This is a genomic window from Pseudomonas sp. S30, from assembly GCF_016518545.1.
Lineage (GTDB): Bacteria > Pseudomonadota > Gammaproteobacteria > Pseudomonadales > Pseudomonadaceae > Aquipseudomonas.
In genome coordinates this window covers 36,730-51,903 of the sequence record NZ_JACVTO010000008.1, presented here as the reverse complement: position 1 = coordinate 51,903, position 15,174 = coordinate 36,730, and the positions used below count along the sequence as shown (strand labels likewise).

Annotated in this window: 15 protein-coding genes; 7 read left to right on the top strand and 8 right to left on the bottom strand. The window is 62.2% G+C overall.

Going from position 1 to position 15,174, the window contains the following annotated elements:
* Positions 1 to 352 precede the first annotated feature (352 nt).
* Positions 353 to 2,461 (top strand): molybdopterin oxidoreductase family protein, encoded by a 2,109-nt coding sequence (locus IAE34_RS11075; RefSeq protein ID WP_200138994.1) that lies wholly within the window; start codon positions 353 to 355, stop codon positions 2,459 to 2,461.
* Positions 2,462 to 2,602: 141 nt separating this feature from the next.
* On the top strand, positions 2,603 to 2,938 hold the full coding sequence (gene grxD, locus IAE34_RS11070; RefSeq protein ID WP_023535214.1) for a Grx4 family monothiol glutaredoxin: 336 nt from the start codon (positions 2,603 to 2,605) through the stop codon (positions 2,936 to 2,938).
* Between the two features lie 292 nt (positions 2,939 to 3,230).
* Here the strand turns inward: grxD and bfr are convergent, their stop codons facing one another.
* Together bfr and IAE34_RS11060 are read right to left on the bottom strand one after the other, a co-directional pair.
* Entirely contained in the window at positions 3,231 to 3,704 is a 474-nt protein-coding gene (gene bfr, locus IAE34_RS11065) for a bacterioferritin (RefSeq protein ID WP_200138993.1), read from the bottom strand.
* A 201-nt stretch (positions 3,705 to 3,905) separates the two neighbouring features.
* Positions 3,906 to 4,127, bottom strand: coding sequence for a bacterioferritin-associated ferredoxin (locus tag IAE34_RS11060; protein ID WP_200138992.1), 222 nt, complete (start codon positions 4,125 to 4,127; stop codon positions 3,906 to 3,908).
* Between the two features lie 213 nt (positions 4,128 to 4,340).
* Here IAE34_RS11060 and IAE34_RS11055 point away from each other — a divergent pair, with 213 nt between their 5' ends.
* Entirely contained in the window at positions 4,341 to 4,943 is a 603-nt protein-coding gene (locus IAE34_RS11055; protein ID WP_200138991.1) for a peroxiredoxin, read from the top strand.
* Between the two features lie 192 nt (positions 4,944 to 5,135).
* On the opposite strand, the gene rnt is transcribed toward IAE34_RS11055, so the two are convergent.
* On the bottom strand, positions 5,136 to 5,801 hold the full coding sequence (gene rnt / locus IAE34_RS11050; protein WP_200138990.1) for a ribonuclease T: 666 nt from the start codon (positions 5,799 to 5,801) through the stop codon (positions 5,136 to 5,138).
* A complete protein-coding gene (gene pyrC, locus IAE34_RS11045; RefSeq protein WP_200138989.1) occupies positions 5,798 to 6,844 on the bottom strand; it encodes a dihydroorotase in 1,047 nt (348 codons plus the stop codon). The genes rnt and pyrC overlap by 4 nt, the downstream gene beginning before the upstream one ends.
* A 130-nt stretch (positions 6,845 to 6,974) precedes the next feature.
* Here pyrC and IAE34_RS11040 point away from each other — a divergent pair, with 130 nt between their 5' ends.
* Together IAE34_RS11040 and IAE34_RS11035 are read left to right on the top strand one after the other, a co-directional pair.
* Entirely contained in the window at positions 6,975 to 7,970 is a 996-nt protein-coding gene (locus IAE34_RS11040) for a flagellar protein MotY (RefSeq protein WP_200138988.1), read from the top strand.
* A 127-nt stretch (positions 7,971 to 8,097) separates the two neighbouring features.
* Positions 8,098 to 9,315 (top strand): argininosuccinate synthase, encoded by a 1,218-nt coding sequence (locus IAE34_RS11035; protein ID WP_200138987.1) that lies wholly within the window; start codon positions 8,098 to 8,100, stop codon positions 9,313 to 9,315.
* A 54-nt stretch (positions 9,316 to 9,369) separates the two neighbouring features.
* On the opposite strand, the gene IAE34_RS11030 is transcribed toward IAE34_RS11035, so the two are convergent.
* Positions 9,370 to 9,804 carry a hypothetical protein gene (locus IAE34_RS11030; RefSeq protein WP_200138986.1) on the bottom strand — a complete coding sequence of 145 codons (435 nt, stop codon included), beginning with the start codon at positions 9,802 to 9,804 and terminating at the stop codon, positions 9,370 to 9,372.
* 371 nt (positions 9,805 to 10,175) lie between these two features.
* On the opposite strand from IAE34_RS11030, the gene IAE34_RS11025 reads away from it, so the two are divergent.
* Positions 10,176 to 10,802: a response regulator transcription factor gene (locus IAE34_RS11025; RefSeq protein ID WP_200138985.1), complete on the top strand. Its 627-nt coding sequence runs from the start codon at positions 10,176 to 10,178 to the stop codon at positions 10,800 to 10,802.
* Between the two features lie 41 nt (positions 10,803 to 10,843).
* Here IAE34_RS11025 and IAE34_RS11020 read toward each other — a convergent pair whose 3' ends face one another.
* The 3 genes from IAE34_RS11020 to metG all read right to left on the bottom strand — a co-directional run bounded on the left by IAE34_RS11020 (position 10,844) and on the right by metG (position 13,921).
* The gene (locus IAE34_RS11020; protein ID WP_200138984.1) at positions 10,844 to 11,014 is read right to left on the bottom strand and encodes a PA3496 family putative envelope integrity protein; all 171 of its coding nucleotides are present in this window, start codon (positions 11,012 to 11,014) and stop codon (positions 10,844 to 10,846) included.
* A 105-nt stretch (positions 11,015 to 11,119) separates the two neighbouring features.
* Positions 11,120 to 11,758 carry an endonuclease III gene (gene nth, locus IAE34_RS11015; RefSeq protein WP_200138983.1) on the bottom strand — a complete coding sequence of 213 codons (639 nt, stop codon included), beginning with the start codon at positions 11,756 to 11,758 and terminating at the stop codon, positions 11,120 to 11,122.
* A 123-nt stretch (positions 11,759 to 11,881) separates the two neighbouring features.
* Complete coding sequence (gene metG, locus IAE34_RS11010; RefSeq protein ID WP_200138982.1) at positions 11,882 to 13,921, bottom strand: methionine--tRNA ligase; 2,040 nt, start codon at positions 13,919 to 13,921, stop codon at positions 11,882 to 11,884.
* A gap of 157 nt (positions 13,922 to 14,078) precedes the next feature.
* Here metG and apbC point away from each other — a divergent pair, with 157 nt between their 5' ends.
* Positions 14,079 to 15,173 carry an iron-sulfur cluster carrier protein ApbC gene (gene apbC, locus IAE34_RS11005; protein WP_200138981.1) on the top strand — a complete coding sequence of 365 codons (1,095 nt, stop codon included), beginning with the start codon at positions 14,079 to 14,081 and terminating at the stop codon, positions 15,171 to 15,173.
* The last annotated feature ends 1 nt before the right edge of the window (position 15,174 follow it).

Sequence of the window (15,174 nt, the reverse complement as noted above, 5' to 3'; positions counted from 1 at the left end):
GACTACCTTATCTGCAACGGTGTGCAGGTCGACCGTAGCTTTTTTTTGACAACGGGAGTGACCTGCGGCGAAAGCCGCACGGGGCGGACGGAATAGGGAAAGGCGCAATACTATAATTAAATGTCGCCTGAAACCAAGAGGGGAAACAGCCTGGCTGTTTCAAGGCGTGTCGCGGCCCCCGTGAAGAGCCGTTCTTTATTTTCTACAAGGTTGTACACGGGGCAGCCAGTGCTTGCAAACGCTGTGTCGCGAATCGTGTGCCTGATGACGTCCGATTCACGACGCGAAGCCCCATGGCATCGTCGCGTGGCCATGGGCATAGTCCGAACCTGACAATAACGCAGAGGCGGCCATGACCAAGACCCTGCACCACCGTGCCTGTCACCTGTGCGAAGCCATTTGCGGCCTTGCCATCGAGATCACCCACGAGCCTGATGGACGGGCCTCCATCAGCAGCATCAAAGGCGATCGCGACGATCCTTTCAGCCGTGGTCATATCTGCCCCAAGGCCGTGGCGCTTCAGGACATCCAGGAAGATCCGGACCGTCTGCGCCAGCCCCATCGTCGGGTCGGCGAGCACTGGCAGCCGATCGGCTGGGACGAGGCATTCGCCCTGGCGGCCGAGCGTCTGTGGAGCATTCAGCAGGCCCATGGCCAGAACGCCGTGGCGGTGTATCAGGGCAACCCCAGCGTGCACAACTACGGGCTGATGACCCACAGCAACTATTTTCTCGGCCTGCTCAAGACCCGCAACCGGTTCTCCGCCACCTCGGTCGATCAGTTGCCCCAGCACCTGACCAGTCACCTGATGTACGGCCACGGTCTGCTGCTGCCGATTCCGGACATCGATCACACCGACTTCATGCTCATCCTGGGCGGCAATCCACTGGCATCGAACGGCAGCATCATGACCGTGCCGGATGTGGAGAAGCGCCTCAAGGCCCTGCGCGCGCGAGGGGGCCGACTGGTGGTGATCGATCCCCGGCGCAGCGAGACGGCGGCGATGGCCGACCAGCACCTGTTCATCCGCCCCGGTGGCGACGCAGCGTTGCTGTGCGGGCTGCTCAACACATTGTTCGGCGAAGCCCTGGAGCGCGGCTCGCACCTGGAGGTGGATGGGCTCGAGCAGGTGCGCGAGGCGATCGCGCCGTTCACCGCACAGGCCATGAGCCCCTTGTGCGGCATCGAGGCCGAGCAGATTCGCCGACTGGCGCGCGACTTCGCCACGGCGCAGCGGGCGGTGTGCTATGGCCGCATGGGCGTGTCCACCCAGACCTTCGGCACCCTCTGTCACTGGTTGGTGCAGTTGATCAACCTGGTCACCGGCAACCTCGATCGACCAGGCGGCGCGTTATGCACCGAGCCTGCGGTGGACCTGGTGGCGAGCACCTCGGGCGGGCATTTCGACCAGTGGCGCAGCCGCGTGTCGGGGCTGCCCGAGTATGGTGGAGAGCTGCCGGTGGCGGCGCTCGCCGAGGAGATGCTGACTCCAGGCGAAGGGCAGGTCAAAGCCCTGGTCACAGTGGCCGGCAATCCGGTGTTGTCCACCCCCAATGGCCGGCGACTGGACGGCGCGCTGTCCGGGTTGGAGTTCATGCTCAGCATCGACCTCTACATCAACGAGACCACGCGCCATGCCGACCTGATCCTGCCCTCCACCTCGCCGCTGGAGAACGATCACTACGACAGCACCTTCAACCTGCTGGCGGTACGCAACGTCACGCGCTTCAATCGAGCGATCCTGGCCAAGCCGGAAGGGGCGTTGCATGACTGGGAGATCTTCGTCGGCCTGGCGCGTGCCTTCGCCGAGCGGGCAGGGCGAGTGCTCAAGCCGACCCTGCCGCCGGCGCAGTTGATCGACCTGGCCCTGCGCCAGGGGCCGCGTGGCGAAGCCTCACCCTGGGGGCTCTCGCTGCAGGCGCTGGATGCGTATCCCCACGGCCTGGACCTGGGGGCGCTGCAGCCCAATCTCGCCAGCCGTCTGCGCACCCCTTCGAAAAGGATACAGGCCGCGCCCCAGGTGCTGCTGGACGACCTGCAGCGCCTGGCCGCGCAAGCGCCGCTGGCGCTCGACCAGCTGTTGCTGATCGGTCGACGCCATGTGCGCAGCAACAACTCCTGGATGCACAACTATCACCGGCTGATAAAGGGCAAGCCCCGTCATCAGTTGCTCATGCACCCGCTGGACTTGCAGCGCCGCCAGCTCGAGGACGGCCAGTGGGTACGCGTGCGCTCGCGCACCGGCAGCCTGGAAGTGCAGGTCCAGGCCAGTGAGGAGGTGATGCCCGGGGTGGTCAGCCTGCCCCACGGCTGGGGCCATGCCCGGCCGGGTGTGCAGTTGCACATCGCCCAGGCGCAGCCGGGCGTGAGCGCCAACGACCTGACCGACGAGTGCCTGCGCGACGCGCTGTCGGGCAATGCCGCGCTCAATGGCGTTCCCGTGGAGGTGGAGGCGGCTTGAGCCGCTCCAGTGATGGCTGGGCGCCATCGACGATGAGTCGTCCGCCCAAGGCTCGCCCATTGCCGAGCAAGGCACTCGGGTTTCCGATACAATGCTCGACCGTGCCGACGAATGCGTCGGAAAGTTCAGCCGAGGTGCTCCATGGATATCATCGAAACAATCAAAGAGCAGATTGCCAACAACACCATCCTGCTCTACATGAAAGGCTCGCCGAATGCCCCGCAGTGCGGCTTCTCGGCCCGTGCTTCGCAAGCCGTGATGGGCTGTGGCGAGAAGTTCGCCTACGTCGACATCCTGCAGAACCCTGAAATCCGCGCCAACCTGCCCAAGTACGCCAACTGGCCGACCTTCCCGCAATTGTGGGTCGGTGGTGAGCTGGTCGGTGGCAGCGACATCGTGCTGGAAATGTTCGAGAAGGGCGAATTGCAAACCCTGATCAAGGATGCGGCCGCCAAGGCCAAGGCTGCCGAAGCCTGATCCCTTCGCGCCAGGGCTGTAGCCGGCCCTGGCCATGTCGACCTTCCAGGTCGTCCAGCGGCGCTCGCCGCCTGCTTGATGCACCCGACTCTTTCCCCACCGTCCGATGATCGACGCATCGATGGCGCAATCGAGTCGTGCCTGTCGCCAGGGCCGAGGTTCAGCGTTCATGCGCTGCTCTTCGTCGAGGGTCATGGACGCCAGGCATGAAAAAACCGATGCCCGGGCAAGCATCGGTTTTCAAAGCCCTGAATCGGGCGTGTAGCAGCGACGCAGAGCGCCGGACGCTTATTTACTCTTCGCCCATCTGCGACTGCAGGTAGTTCTCGATACCGATCTTGTCGATCAGCCCCAGCTGGGTTTCCAGCCAGTCGATATGCTCCTCCTCGGACTCGAGGATGTCTTCGAGCATTTCACGCGAGCCGAAATCACCGGCCGTTTCGCAATGCGCGATCGCAGCCTTGAGGTCGATCAGGCCCTTGCGCTCGATGCGCAGGTCGCATTCGAGCATTTCGCGGGTGTGCTCGCCGATCAGCAGCTTGCCCAGGTCCTGAACATTGGGAATGCCTTCCAGGAAGAGAATACGCTTGATCAGTTTGTCAGCGTGTTTCATCTCATCGATGGATTCCTTGTACTCGTGCTTGCCGAGTTTGTTCAGGCCCCAATCTTCATACATGCGCGCGTGCAGGAAATACTGGTTGATCGCGACCAGCTCGTTTCCGAGGATCTTGTTGAGATGCTGGATGACGCTAACGTCGCCTTTCATAACCGGGTTCCTGCCCTGTAGAAGTGAGCCAATAGGCGAAGTCTGAGCCTGGCCAACGTCCCTGTCAAACCTAAGTTATTGAATAATAAGTGAAAATTAATAGGAATAAGAATGTTTGTGAACCGCGTTGAGCTGCTAACTTATTGAATTCTAGGCATAAAAAAACCGGACACGAGGTCCGGTTCTTCAGAAACTGGGGGTTCAAGCGGCGGTAAATTCCGCGGGGTAGGGCAGGGCAGCCTGTCGGCTGAGCTGCAACTCGGTGAGGGTCTCACGGACGACCTCCTTGGCCAGGCAGGCGCATTTGCCACATTGGCTGGCGACCTGGGTGGCGCTACGGACTTCCTTGTAGCTGCAGCATCCTTCATAGATCGCATCGCGGATCTGTCCATCGGTGACGCCGACGCAGAGACATACGTACATAAAGTCTGACCATCGCTGGGTGAGTCGTTGCGTTGGAGACTAATGGTAATGAGAATGCTTGTCAAAGTACTTGAAGAATGATTCATCTTCGCACGACCGGCGGTCGGAGTCGGCCTGTCATGTCATCCCGTGTATGATGGTCGATCTTTGCAGGACGCCGGGTGCATTCACTGGCCCGGGCAACGGTTTTCCACCATCATCAGGAGATAACGAATGAGCGTGCTCGTTGGTAAACAAGCCCCGGATTTCACCGTTCCAGCCGTGCTGGGCAGTGGCGAGATCGTCGACACCTTCAACCTGGCCTCGGCAATCAAGGGCAAGTACGGCCTGGTGTTCTTCTACCCACTGGATTTCACCTTCGTCTGCCCGTCCGAGCTGATCGCCCTGGACAACCGCATTCCGGATTTCGAGTCGCGTGGCGTGGAAGTGATCGGCGTGTCGATCGACTCGCACTTCACCCACAACGCCTGGCGTAATACCCCGGTCAACAATGGCGGTATCGGTCAGGTCAAATACACCCTGGCAGCCGACATCACCCACGAGATCTGCAAGGCCTATGACGTCGAATCCGAAGGCGGTGTCGCGTTCCGTGGCGCCTTCCTGATCGACAAGAACGGCGTGGTTCGTTCGCAGATCATCAACGACCTGCCGCTGGGCCGTAACATGGACGAGCTGCTGCGTCTGGTCGATGCGCTGCAATTCCACGAGGAGCACGGCGAAGTGTGCCCGGCCAACTGGAAGAAGGGCGACAAAGGCATGAACGCTTCGCCTGAAGGCGTAGCGGCTTACCTGAGCGAGAACGCTGGCAAGCTGTAAGGCTGGGCGTTAGCAAGTACAGCCCATCGTGCGGGAGCGGTTTTACCTGCGATGGGCTGTTCAGCGGTCCTCGTTGAGGCGCCGCTGATGCCCAGGCCGATACGGGCCTGATCCAGGGGCCGGCGTTTGCCGGCACCTGCAAGGCGATTCGCCGCCACAGGACCCGCTCATGCCTTCGAGCGGGCTCCTGCCTCACTCTCGCCAGCCGCCCATGTCTTTCCAGCGGTTGACGATACCGCAGAACAGCTCGGCGGTTTTCTCCGTGTCGTAGCGCGCCGAGTGCGCTTCGCGCCCATCGAAATCGATGTCGGCGCTCTGGCAGGCACGGGCCAGCACCGTCTGCCCGTACGCCAGCCCGGCCAGTGTCGCCGTGTCGAAGCTGGAGAACGGATGGAACGGATTGCGCTTGAGGTCGTTGCGAGCCACGGCCGCGTTGAGGAAGCCCAGGTCGAAGCTGCTGTTGTGTCCCACCAGGATCGCTCGCTTGCAGCCGTTGGCTTTCAAGGCTTTGCGCACGCCACGGAAGATGTCGGTCAGCGCGCTTTCCTCGCTCACCGCCATGCGCAGTGGATGATCCAGCTTGATGCCGGTGAACTCCAGCGCCGCCGCCTCGATATTGGCGCCCTCGAATGGCTCTACCCGGAAGAAGTAGGTGTGCTCGGGGAACAGGAAACCCTTGTCGTCCATGCCGATGGTGACCGCAGCGATTTCCAGCAGGGCATCGGTGGCGCTGTTGAAACCACCGGTCTCGACGTCCACCACCACTGGCAGATAACCACGGAACCGTTCGGCCATCGGGTGGCGTGAGCCTCCACCGGCTTGTACGTCCTGCTCGTCTTCATAGAGATCTTCGCTCATGCGTTCTCCTCCAGCAGGCGCCAGCGCAAGGTTTCACCCGCACGCAGGGGAACGACCTGGGTGTCACCGAACGGCAGGCTCGCCGGCGCGGTCCAGTCTTCGCGCACCAGCGTGATGCGGTCGGTGTTGGCCGGCAGCCCGTAGAACGCCGGCCCATGCAGGCTGGCGAAGCCTTCGAGCTTGTCCAGAGCGCCACGTTGCTCGAACGCCTCGGCGTACAGCTCGATCGCGGCGTAGGCGGTGTAGCAGCCCGCGCAGCCACAGGCCGCTTCCTTGGCGTGCTGGGCGTGCGGCGCCGAGTCGGTGCCGAGGAAGAACTTGGGGTTGCCGCTGGTGGCGGCGTCCAGCAGGGCGACCTGGTGGGTGTTGCGCTTGAGGATCGGCAGGCAGTAGAAGTGCGGGCGGATACCGCCCACCAGCATGTGGTTGCGGTTGTACAGCAGGTGCTGGGCGGTGATGGTCGCCCCGACGTTGGCCGACGCCTGGCTGACGAACTGCGCGGCGTCGGCGGTGGTGATGTGTTCGAACACCACTTTCAGAGTCGGGAAGCGTTCGACCAGACGCCGCATGTGTTCGTCGATGAAGCGTTTCTCTCGATCGAACACGTCGATTTCGGCACGGGTCACTTCGCCATGCACCAGCAGCGGCAGGCCGGTCTCGGCCAGGGCCTCGATCGCCGGGAAGATGTTGTCGATGCTGGTCACGCCCGAATCGGAGTTGGTAGTGGCGCCGGCCGGGTACAGCTTGGCGGCGAACACGATGCCACTGGCCTTGGCCGCGCGGATGTCCTCGGGGCTGGTGCGATCGGTGAGGTACAGCACCATCAGCGGTTCGAAGCGGCTGCCGTCCGGCCGTGCGGCAAGGATCCGCTGACGATAGGCCTGGGCTTGGTCAGCGTTGCGTACCGGTGGAACCAGGTTGGGCATGATGATGGCGCGGGCGAAAGTACGCGCCACGTCGCCGACGGTATTTCGCAGCACAGCACCATCGCGCAGATGGATGTGCCAGTCGTCGGGACGCAGGAGGGTCAGGCGATCGGACATTGGGGTTTCCAGGCGGTTCGAACTCAGGCGCCCATGCTACCGGAAAACCCCTGCAGCGGCACGGCTATCAAGTTTTCCGGCAGGCGTCCGATAGCCTGCTGGTAAGACGTCAGAATTTGTGGAGCCGCCTGTGCGCCAGCGTTACCTACTCCTGCTCAGCCTGTGTGCCAGCCTGCCGGCCGGTGCGATGACCTTCCAGACCCGCGTGGAGAACATCGCCTGGAAGATCGAAGGCGACCAGTTCGAGTGCCGATTGATCCAGCCCATCGATGGCTTCGGCAGCGGTCAGTTCGTTCGCCGCGCCGGCGAGCAGCCGGTGTTCCAGCTGCGCTCGGACAGCAATGCCCTGGGCGCAGGCTCGGCGATGCTGCTGGCGGCTGCCGCGCCCTGGCAGCCTGGGCGCGGGGACGTCGACCTGGGCGCGATTCGCCTGGCGCGTACGGGCGTGCTGTTCAACTCGACGCAGGGGCAGGCCAGCCGTCTGATCAACGGCCTGCTCGACGGCCGCAGCGCGGTGGTGCGCAATCATAGCGGTGAGGCCGGACGGCCGATGGAAGTGCATATCCTGCCCATCAGCTTCGCCAAGGCCTACAGCGACTATCAAGTGTGCGCCAGCAAGTTGTTGCCGATGAACTACGACCAGATCCGCCAGACCCAGGTGCCATTCCCAGGCACCGGTTTCGAGCTGGACAGCGCCGCCCGCGCGCGTCTGGATGTGATTCTCGACTATATGAAGGCCGATCCGATGGTCAATCACGTCGAGCTCGACGGTCATTCCGACAACAGCGGCAATCGCCTGGCCAACCGTGACGGCTCGCGCCGGCGCGCCATGGCGGTGGCCGAGTACCTGCAAGCCCACGGGGTGCCCGAAGCACAGATCGTGGTGCGTTTCCATGGCGAGCGCTACCCGTTGGTGAAGAACAACACAGCCGCCAACCGCGCGCGAAACCGTCGCGTGAACGTTCAGCTGGACCGAGTGACACCGGTCGAAAAGCCCGTGGAGAAACCCCACGAGGCCGCGCCTGCCGCGCCGGCGACGAACCCTGCGCCGACCGCCCCCTCTCCGGGTACGGCCACCGCGCCTGCCACGACCACAACGGGCACCGCCAGCGCGAAGAAAAACTGAGGCGTACGCCATCGCGCCGTGCGACAAGACCTGTCGCTTGGGCGTCAGAAGCTGTCGCCCCACTGTAAATTCACTCACGAGATCGGTAAACTCATCGGTTTTCCGTACAACCCCGTGGAGTGATGGCATGACGGACGTAAAAAAGGTCGTACTGGCGTATTCCGGCGGCCTTGATACTTCGGTGATTCTCAAGTGGCTGCAAGACACCTATAACTGCGAAGTGGTGACCTTCACCGCCGACCTGGGCCAGGGCGAGGAAGTCGAGCCGGCGCGTGCCAAGGCGCAGGCCATGGGCGTGAAAGAGATCTACATCGACGACCTGCGCGAAGAGTTCGTCCGTGACTTCGTGTTCCCGATGTTCCGCGCCAACACCGTCTACGAAGGCGAGTACCTGCTGGGTACGTCGATCGCCCGTCCGTTGATCGCCAAGCGCCTGATCGAAATCGCCAACGAGACCGGCGCCGATGCCATCTCCCACGGCGCCACCGGCAAGGGCAACGACCAGGTGCGTTTCGAGCTCGGCGCCTATGCGCTCAAGCCTGGTGTCAAGGTGATCGCCCCTTGGCGGGAGTGGGACCTGCTGTCGCGCGAGAAGCTGATGGACTACGCCGAGAAGCATGGCATCCCGATCGAGCGCCACGGCAAGAAGAAGTCCCCGTATTCGATGGACGCCAACCTGCTGCACATTTCCTATGAAGGCGGTGTCCTGGAAGATACCTGGACCGAGCACGAGGAAGACATGTGGCGCTGGAGCGTTTCGCCGGAAACGGCGCCTGACCAGGCCACCTACATCGAGCTGACCTACCGCAACGGTGACATCGTCGCCATCGATGGCGTCGACAAGAGCCCAGCAACGGTACTGGCCGACCTCAACCGCATCGGCGGCGCCAATGGCATCGGCCGTCTGGACATCGTCGAGAACCGCTACGTCGGCATGAAGTCGCGCGGCTGCTACGAGACGCCGGGCGGTACCATCATGCTCAAGGCGCACCGGGCCATCGAGTCGATCACCCTGGATCGCGAGGTCGCTCACCTGAAGGATGAGCTGATGCCCAAGTATGCCAGCCTGATCTACACCGGCTACTGGTGGAGCCCGGAGCGGGTGATGCTGCAGCAGATGATCGATGCCTCCCAGGTCAACGTCAACGGCGTGGTTCGCCTGAAGCTGTACAAGGGCAACGTCACCGTGGTCGGTCGCAAGTCCGACGATTCGCTGTTCGATGCCAACATCGCTACCTTCGAGGAAGATGGCGGCGCCTACAACCAGGCCGACGCTGCGGGCTTCATCAAGCTCAACGCCTTGCGCATGCGCATCGCTGCCAACAAGGGCCGCTCGCTGCTCTGATTGGCTTCGCTGGAAAAGCCCGGCTGCAATGGCCGGGTTTTTTGTGCCCGGCGCTCAGAAGTCGATCTTGTCGCCCTTCTGCAACGCCCGCACCGACAGCAGGATGCGTGATCGGCATTCCAGGTTGTAGAACAGCCAGCGGTGCTCTTTTCCCGGGGGCTTGCTCAGTGCGTTCAGCACATGGGCTTCGATGGTTTTCTGCGCGCTGGCACCTGACAGCGCGATGGTCACCGGGTCCTGTGCATCGCCGCACGCCTGATCCTCTTCCTCCAGGGCACGCTTGTCCGGTGTGTAGAGCGATTCGTGATTGAAGTTTAGGGTCAGGAAGAACAGCACCGTCAGGAAAAACGGAAACGCCACCAGAAACCAGGTGTAGATCGACTGGCTGCTATCGCTCAGAAAGGGCAACGAAGCGAGCGCTGAGGCCTCGATGATGCCGGAGAAAATGGCAATGATCGTCAATGGACTCATCTGGTCGGTGCTGTTCATGGCGGGGGCCTCCTTCGGGCTTTGCTCATCTGTACCGCGTCGACACGTCGATAGAAATACCTCCTGTTTCCTCTCCAGGAAAAATTGCTCCCGGTCAGTTGCGGTGAGGGGCTCGTCATTTCAGGCCAGTGACCGAGGTCCGCTGTTCACGATTGGGTCGCGCTGACCGTCGCGTAGGCCTTCGGATTCGTGCTCGAGCACGCGCGCCATCAATCAATATCCCGCGCGCCCTAGTGGTGCGTGTAGGACGTTTCTATTAGCAGTGTAAGTTTCATCTTGGAGTGGGTGCTGCTCCGGAATCGTCGCGCCACGACGTCGACGGCTCGGTTATCTTGACGCGTCACCACTGAAAATGGATCAATGGATATCCCATGAATAAAGTGCTTATCGTGGATGATCATCCGGTCATTCGCTTGGCCGTACGTATGTTGATGGAGCGTCATGGATATGAAGTAGTGGCCGAAACCGATAACGGTGTGGATGCGCTGCAGATGACCAGGGACTATATACCCGATATCGTCGTGCTCGATATCGGCATACCCAAGCTCGATGGGCTGGAAGTGATTGCCCGCATGACGGCGGCCAGTCCCGGAAGCAAGGTCCTGGTACTGACTTCCCAGGCGCCCGGACACTTTTCCATGCGCTGCATGCAGGCCGGTGCAGCCGGATACGTCTGCAAGCAACAGGAACTCACCGAGTTGCTGAGTGCGATCAAGGCTGTGCTATCCGGCTACAGCTACTTTCCCAACCAGGCGCTGCACAAGACACGCAGCGGGGTGAGTGGGGGCAGTGAAAGCGAAATGGTGGAGCGCTTGTCCGGGCGCGAGATGATGGTGTTGCAGCAGCTGGCGAGAGGGCGAACCAACAAGGAAATCGCCGATAGCATGTTTCTCAGCAACAAGACCGTCAGCACCTACAAGACGCGCCTGTTGCTCAAGCTCAATGCACGTTCCCTGGTCGACCTGATCGAGCTGGCCCAGCGTCATGGTCTGGCGTGAACACCACGGGTGTCCCTGCCCGCCACCCGGGGTGATGCGGCTCAGAAATCGTAATCGAAATCTGCCAGTTGTCGCTGCAGCCGACGCTCTTCGAGCAAGTTGTCGATGGTGCGGCGCTTGCTCAGGTTGGTTTTGGCAGGTTCGGCCTGGGGTTCAGCATCGTCATCGGCTGCGAAGTCTTCGTCGATCAGTTCGTCTTTGTCGGTACTCATGCATCGCTCCACGGCAAGGGGGCCTTTCGCCGTCCTTATAGCGAGAATCCTGGAACCGGTAAAAAAGATTTTTTCAATCGAGCGATCTGTTTTTTTGCTAAAGCGTCAATCGTCCGAGGTCTTGTGCCGGTAGTCGCACAGGTCCTCGATGCGGCAGCTGCCACAGCGAGGCTTGCGTGCCTGGCACACATAGCGGCCATGCAGGATGAGCCAGTGATGCGCGTCCAGCAGATAGTCCCTGGGTACGAACTTCAGCAGCTTCTTCTCCACTTCCACCACATTCTTGCCCGGCGCGATGCCGGTCCGGTTGCTGACCCTGAAAATGTGAGTGTCCACGGCCATCGCCAGTTGCCGGAACGCGGTGTTGAGGACCACGTTGGCGGTTTTGCGACCCACTCCGGGCAACGCTTCGAGCGCTTCGCGGGTCTGCGGGACTTCGCTGCCATGTCGTTCGATCAACAGGCGGCAGGTCTCGATGACGTTCTTGGCCTTGCTGTTGTAGAGGCCGATGGTCTTGATGTATTCGCTGAGCCCCTCAACACCCAGTGCCAGGATCGCTTGCGGGGTGTTGGCGACCGGATACAGCCGCGCGGTCGCCTTGTTCACGCTCACGTCGGTGGCCTGCGCCGAGAGAATCACCGCGATGAGCAGCTCGAACGGTGTGGCATAGGCCAGCTCGGTCTTGGGGTCGGGGTTGTCTTCGTGCAGCCTGCGAAAGATCTCCAGGCGTTTGGCGGCGTTCATGAGGCTTGATGCGTTCCTAGAGGCTTTCCTGGGGGACTTGAAGCGCAGGGCAGGACGCAGGCCGCGCCGGATCGGGCGTGCACCCTGGAAATCGGCCAGCGACTTCCGGGGTGCATCGCAGCGTCACTTGATGCGCTGACCGGGCTTGGCGCCACTGTCGGGGCTGAGCAGGTAGATTTCCTCGCCGCCAGGACCCGCCGCCATGACCATGCCTTCGGACACGCCGAAACGCATCTTGCGCGGTTTCAGGTTGGCCACCATCATCGTCAGCCGGCCTTCGAGCTGGGAAGGGTCCGGGTACGCCGACTTGATACCGGAAAACACGTTGCGCTGCTCGTCACCGATGTCGAGGGTCAACTGCAGCAGCTTGTCGGCGCCTGCTACCGCCTGTGCCTTGACGATCAAGGCCACGCGCAGGTCCACCGCAGCGAAGGTATCGAACTCGATTTCAGCCGCCAGTGGATCCTTGCCCAGCTCCCCGTTACCCGTCGGCGCCTTGGCCTCGGCGGCCAGCAGATCTTCCTTGCTGGCGGCAACCATGGCTTCGATCTTGGCCGGCTCGATGCGGCTCATCAGCGCTTTGAATGGGTTCAGGGTGTGGTTTTCCAGGCGCGACAGATGGTCGTTCCAGGTCAACGGCGCGACGTTGAGGAAGGCCTCGGCGTCGGCCGCCAGCGCCGGCAGTACCGGCTTGAGGAAGATCACCAGTTGGCGGAACAGATTGATGCCCTGGGCGCAGATGGCCTGGACCTCGTCCTGCTTGCCTTCCTGCTTGGCCAGCGACCAGGGCGCCTTGTCGGCGATCCAGGCGTTGGCGCGATCGGCCAGCGCCATGATCTCGCGCATGGCGCGGCCGAAGTCACGGGCTTCATAGGCCTCGGCGATCGACGGCGCGGCGCTCAGGAAGGCTTCGGTCAGCGCTGGTGCGGCATCACCCGCGACCATCACGCCGGCGTTGCCCTTGTGGATGAAGCCGGCGCAACGGCTGGCGATGTTCACCACCTTGCCGATCAGGTCCGAATTGACCTTCTGCACGAAGTCGTCCAGGTTCAGATCGAGGTCGTCCACGCCACGGCCGAGCTTGGCCGCGTAATAGTAGCGCAGGTACTCGGGCTGAAGGTGGTCGAGGTAGGTGCGCGCCTTGATGAAGGTGCCGCGCGATTTCGACATCTTCGCGCCATTCACGGTCAGGTAGCCGTGCACGTTCACGGCCGTGGGTTTGCGATAGCCGGCGCCTTCGAGCATGGCTGGCCAGAACAGGGCATGGAAGTTGACGATGTCCTTGCCGATGAAGTGATACAGCTCGGCGCTGGAGCCCTCGTTCCAGAAGCCGTCGAAGTCCAGTTCCGGACGGCGGGCGCACAGGTTCTTGAAGCTGGCCATGTAGCCGATCGGCGCGTCCAGCCACACGTAGAAGTACTTGCCGGGCTCACCGGGAATCTCGAAACCGAAGTAGGGCGCGTCGCGGGAGATGTCCCACTCCTGCAGCCCGGCGTCCAGCCACTCGGCGAGCTTGTTGGCCACTGCGTCCTGCAGGGTACCGCTGCGCGTCCACTGCTCGAGCATGGCCTGGAAGTCGGGCAGCTTGAAGAAGAAGTGCTGGGAGTCGCGCAGCACCGGGGTGGCGCCGGAGATGGCCGACTTGGGATCCTTCAGCTCGGTAGGTGCATAGGTGGCACCGCATTTCTCGCAGTTGTCACCGTATTGATCTTCGGCCGCGCATTTGGGGCAGGTGCCCTTGATGAAGCGGTCGGCCAGGAACATGCCTTTTTCCGGATCGTAGTACTGGGTCACGGAACGGTTGGCGATGTGCCCGGCCTCGCGCAGGCGGGTGTAGATCAGGCTGGACAGCTCGCGGTTTTCTTCGCTGTGGGTGGAATGGAAGTTGTCGAAGTCCACCAGGAAATCGGCGAAGTCCGCGCTGTGTTCGGCCTGAACATTGGCGATCAGTTGCTCGGGGGTGATGCCTTCCTTTTCCGCGCGCAGCATGATGGCCGAGCCATGGGCGTCGTCGGCGCAGACGTAGATGCACTGGTGGCCACGCAGCTTCTGGAAGCGTACCCACATGTCCGTCTGGATGTACTCCAGCATATGGCCAAGATGGATGGATCCATTGGCGTAGGGCAGGGCGCTGGTGACGAGAATCTGACGTGGCTCGGACATGGTGGCTCGGCTACTTATCTGGCGACGGGTAAAATGAGGATGATCGGCCACTATAAAGGGCTGGCGCAGATATTTCATCCCGCAGACGCATCGCCGTCCCCTGACGGGGTAGCATAGGCGCCTGTTTCATCTCTTCGAATACTTCACGGGAGTCTCCATGAGTGTCGTCACACCTGCTGCCATCGAAGGCGTGCTGCGCCAGTACACCGATCCCTACCTGAATCAGGACCCAGTCAGTGCCGGTTGCGTACGCGCCATCGACATTCGGGACGGGCGGGTCAGCGTGCAGCTGCAATTGGGTTACGCCGCCAAGCTGTTCAGCAATGGCTGGGCTCAGGTGTTGCAGACGGCGATCGAAAACCTCGAAGGTGTGACCGCGGCGCAGGTGAACGTCGAGACCCGCATCGTCGCGCACAAGGCCCAGGCCCAGGTGCCCGCGTTGGCCAACGTGAAGAACGTGATCGCCGTGGCTTCCGGCAAGGGGGGGGTGGGCAAGTCCACCACCGCAGCGAACCTGGCGCTGGCCCTGGCGCGCGAAGGTGCGCGGGTCGGTATCCTGGACGCCGACATCTATGGTCCGAGTCAGGGCGTGATGTTCGGGATCGCCGAGGGCACGCGTCCGCAGATCCGCGACCAGAAGTGGTTCGTGCCGATCGAGGCCCATGGTGTAGAGGTGATGTCCATGGCGTTTCTCACCGATGACAACACGCCCATGGTGTGGCGTGGGCCGATGGTCTCCGGGGCTTTGCAACAACTGGTGACCCAGACCGCCTGGGATGACCTCGATTACCTGGTGATCGACATGCCGCCCGGGACGGGCGATATCCAGCTGACCCTGGCGCAGAAGGTGCCCGTGGCAGGTTCGGTGGTCGTGACCACGCCCCAGGACCTGGCCCTGCTCGATGCCAGGAAAGGCGTCGAGATGTTCCGCAAGGTCAATATTCCGGTGTTGGGCGTGGTAGAGAACATGGCCGTGCACATCTGTTCGAACTGTGGCCATGCCGAGCATCTGTTCGGTGAAGGGGGAGGCGCGAAGCTGGCGCAGCAGTACGGTGTGGATGTGCTGGCCTCGCTGCCGCTGTCGATGCTGATCCGCGAGCAAGCCGACAGTGGCAAGCCGACGGCCATCGCCGAGCCGGACAGCCAGATCGCCATGGTCTATCAGGAGCTGGCGCGTCAGGTCGGGGCGCGCATCGTGCTGCAAGAGGCCGCGGCGCCCGCCATGCCGAGCATCACCATCAGCGAGGATTGAA

Bases quoted from the DNA above. Each gene is read 5' to 3' on its own strand.
- IAE34_RS11075 (WP_200138994.1), top strand. From the start codon at position 353: ATGACCAAGACCCTGCACCACCGTGCCTGTCACCTGTGCGAAGCCATT.
- grxD (WP_023535214.1), top strand. From the start codon at position 2,603: ATGGATATCATCGAAACAATCAAAGAGCAGATTGCCAACAACACCATC.
- bfr (WP_200138993.1), bottom strand. From the start codon at position 3,704: ATGAAAGGCGACGTTAGCGTCATCCAGCATCTCAACAAGATCCTCGGA.
- IAE34_RS11060 (WP_200138992.1), bottom strand. From the start codon at position 4,127: ATGTACGTATGTCTCTGCGTCGGCGTCACCGATGGACAGATCCGCGAT.
- IAE34_RS11055 (WP_200138991.1), top strand. From the start codon at position 4,341: ATGAGCGTGCTCGTTGGTAAACAAGCCCCGGATTTCACCGTTCCAGCC.
- rnt (WP_200138990.1), bottom strand. From the start codon at position 5,801: ATGAGCGAAGATCTCTATGAAGACGAGCAGGACGTACAAGCCGGTGGA.
- pyrC (WP_200138989.1), bottom strand. From the start codon at position 6,844: ATGTCCGATCGCCTGACCCTCCTGCGTCCCGACGACTGGCACATCCAT.
- IAE34_RS11035 (WP_200138987.1), top strand. From the start codon at position 8,098: ATGACGGACGTAAAAAAGGTCGTACTGGCGTATTCCGGCGGCCTTGAT.
- IAE34_RS11030 (WP_200138986.1), bottom strand. From the start codon at position 9,804: ATGAACAGCACCGACCAGATGAGTCCATTGACGATCATTGCCATTTTC.
- IAE34_RS11025 (WP_200138985.1), top strand. From the start codon at position 10,176: ATGAATAAAGTGCTTATCGTGGATGATCATCCGGTCATTCGCTTGGCC.
- IAE34_RS11020 (WP_200138984.1), bottom strand. From the start codon at position 11,014: ATGAGTACCGACAAAGACGAACTGATCGACGAAGACTTCGCAGCCGAT.
- nth (WP_200138983.1), bottom strand. From the start codon at position 11,758: ATGAACGCCGCCAAACGCCTGGAGATCTTTCGCAGGCTGCACGAAGAC.
- metG (WP_200138982.1), bottom strand. From the start codon at position 13,921: ATGTCCGAGCCACGTCAGATTCTCGTCACCAGCGCCCTGCCCTACGCC.
- apbC (WP_200138981.1), top strand. From the start codon at position 14,079: ATGAGTGTCGTCACACCTGCTGCCATCGAAGGCGTGCTGCGCCAGTAC.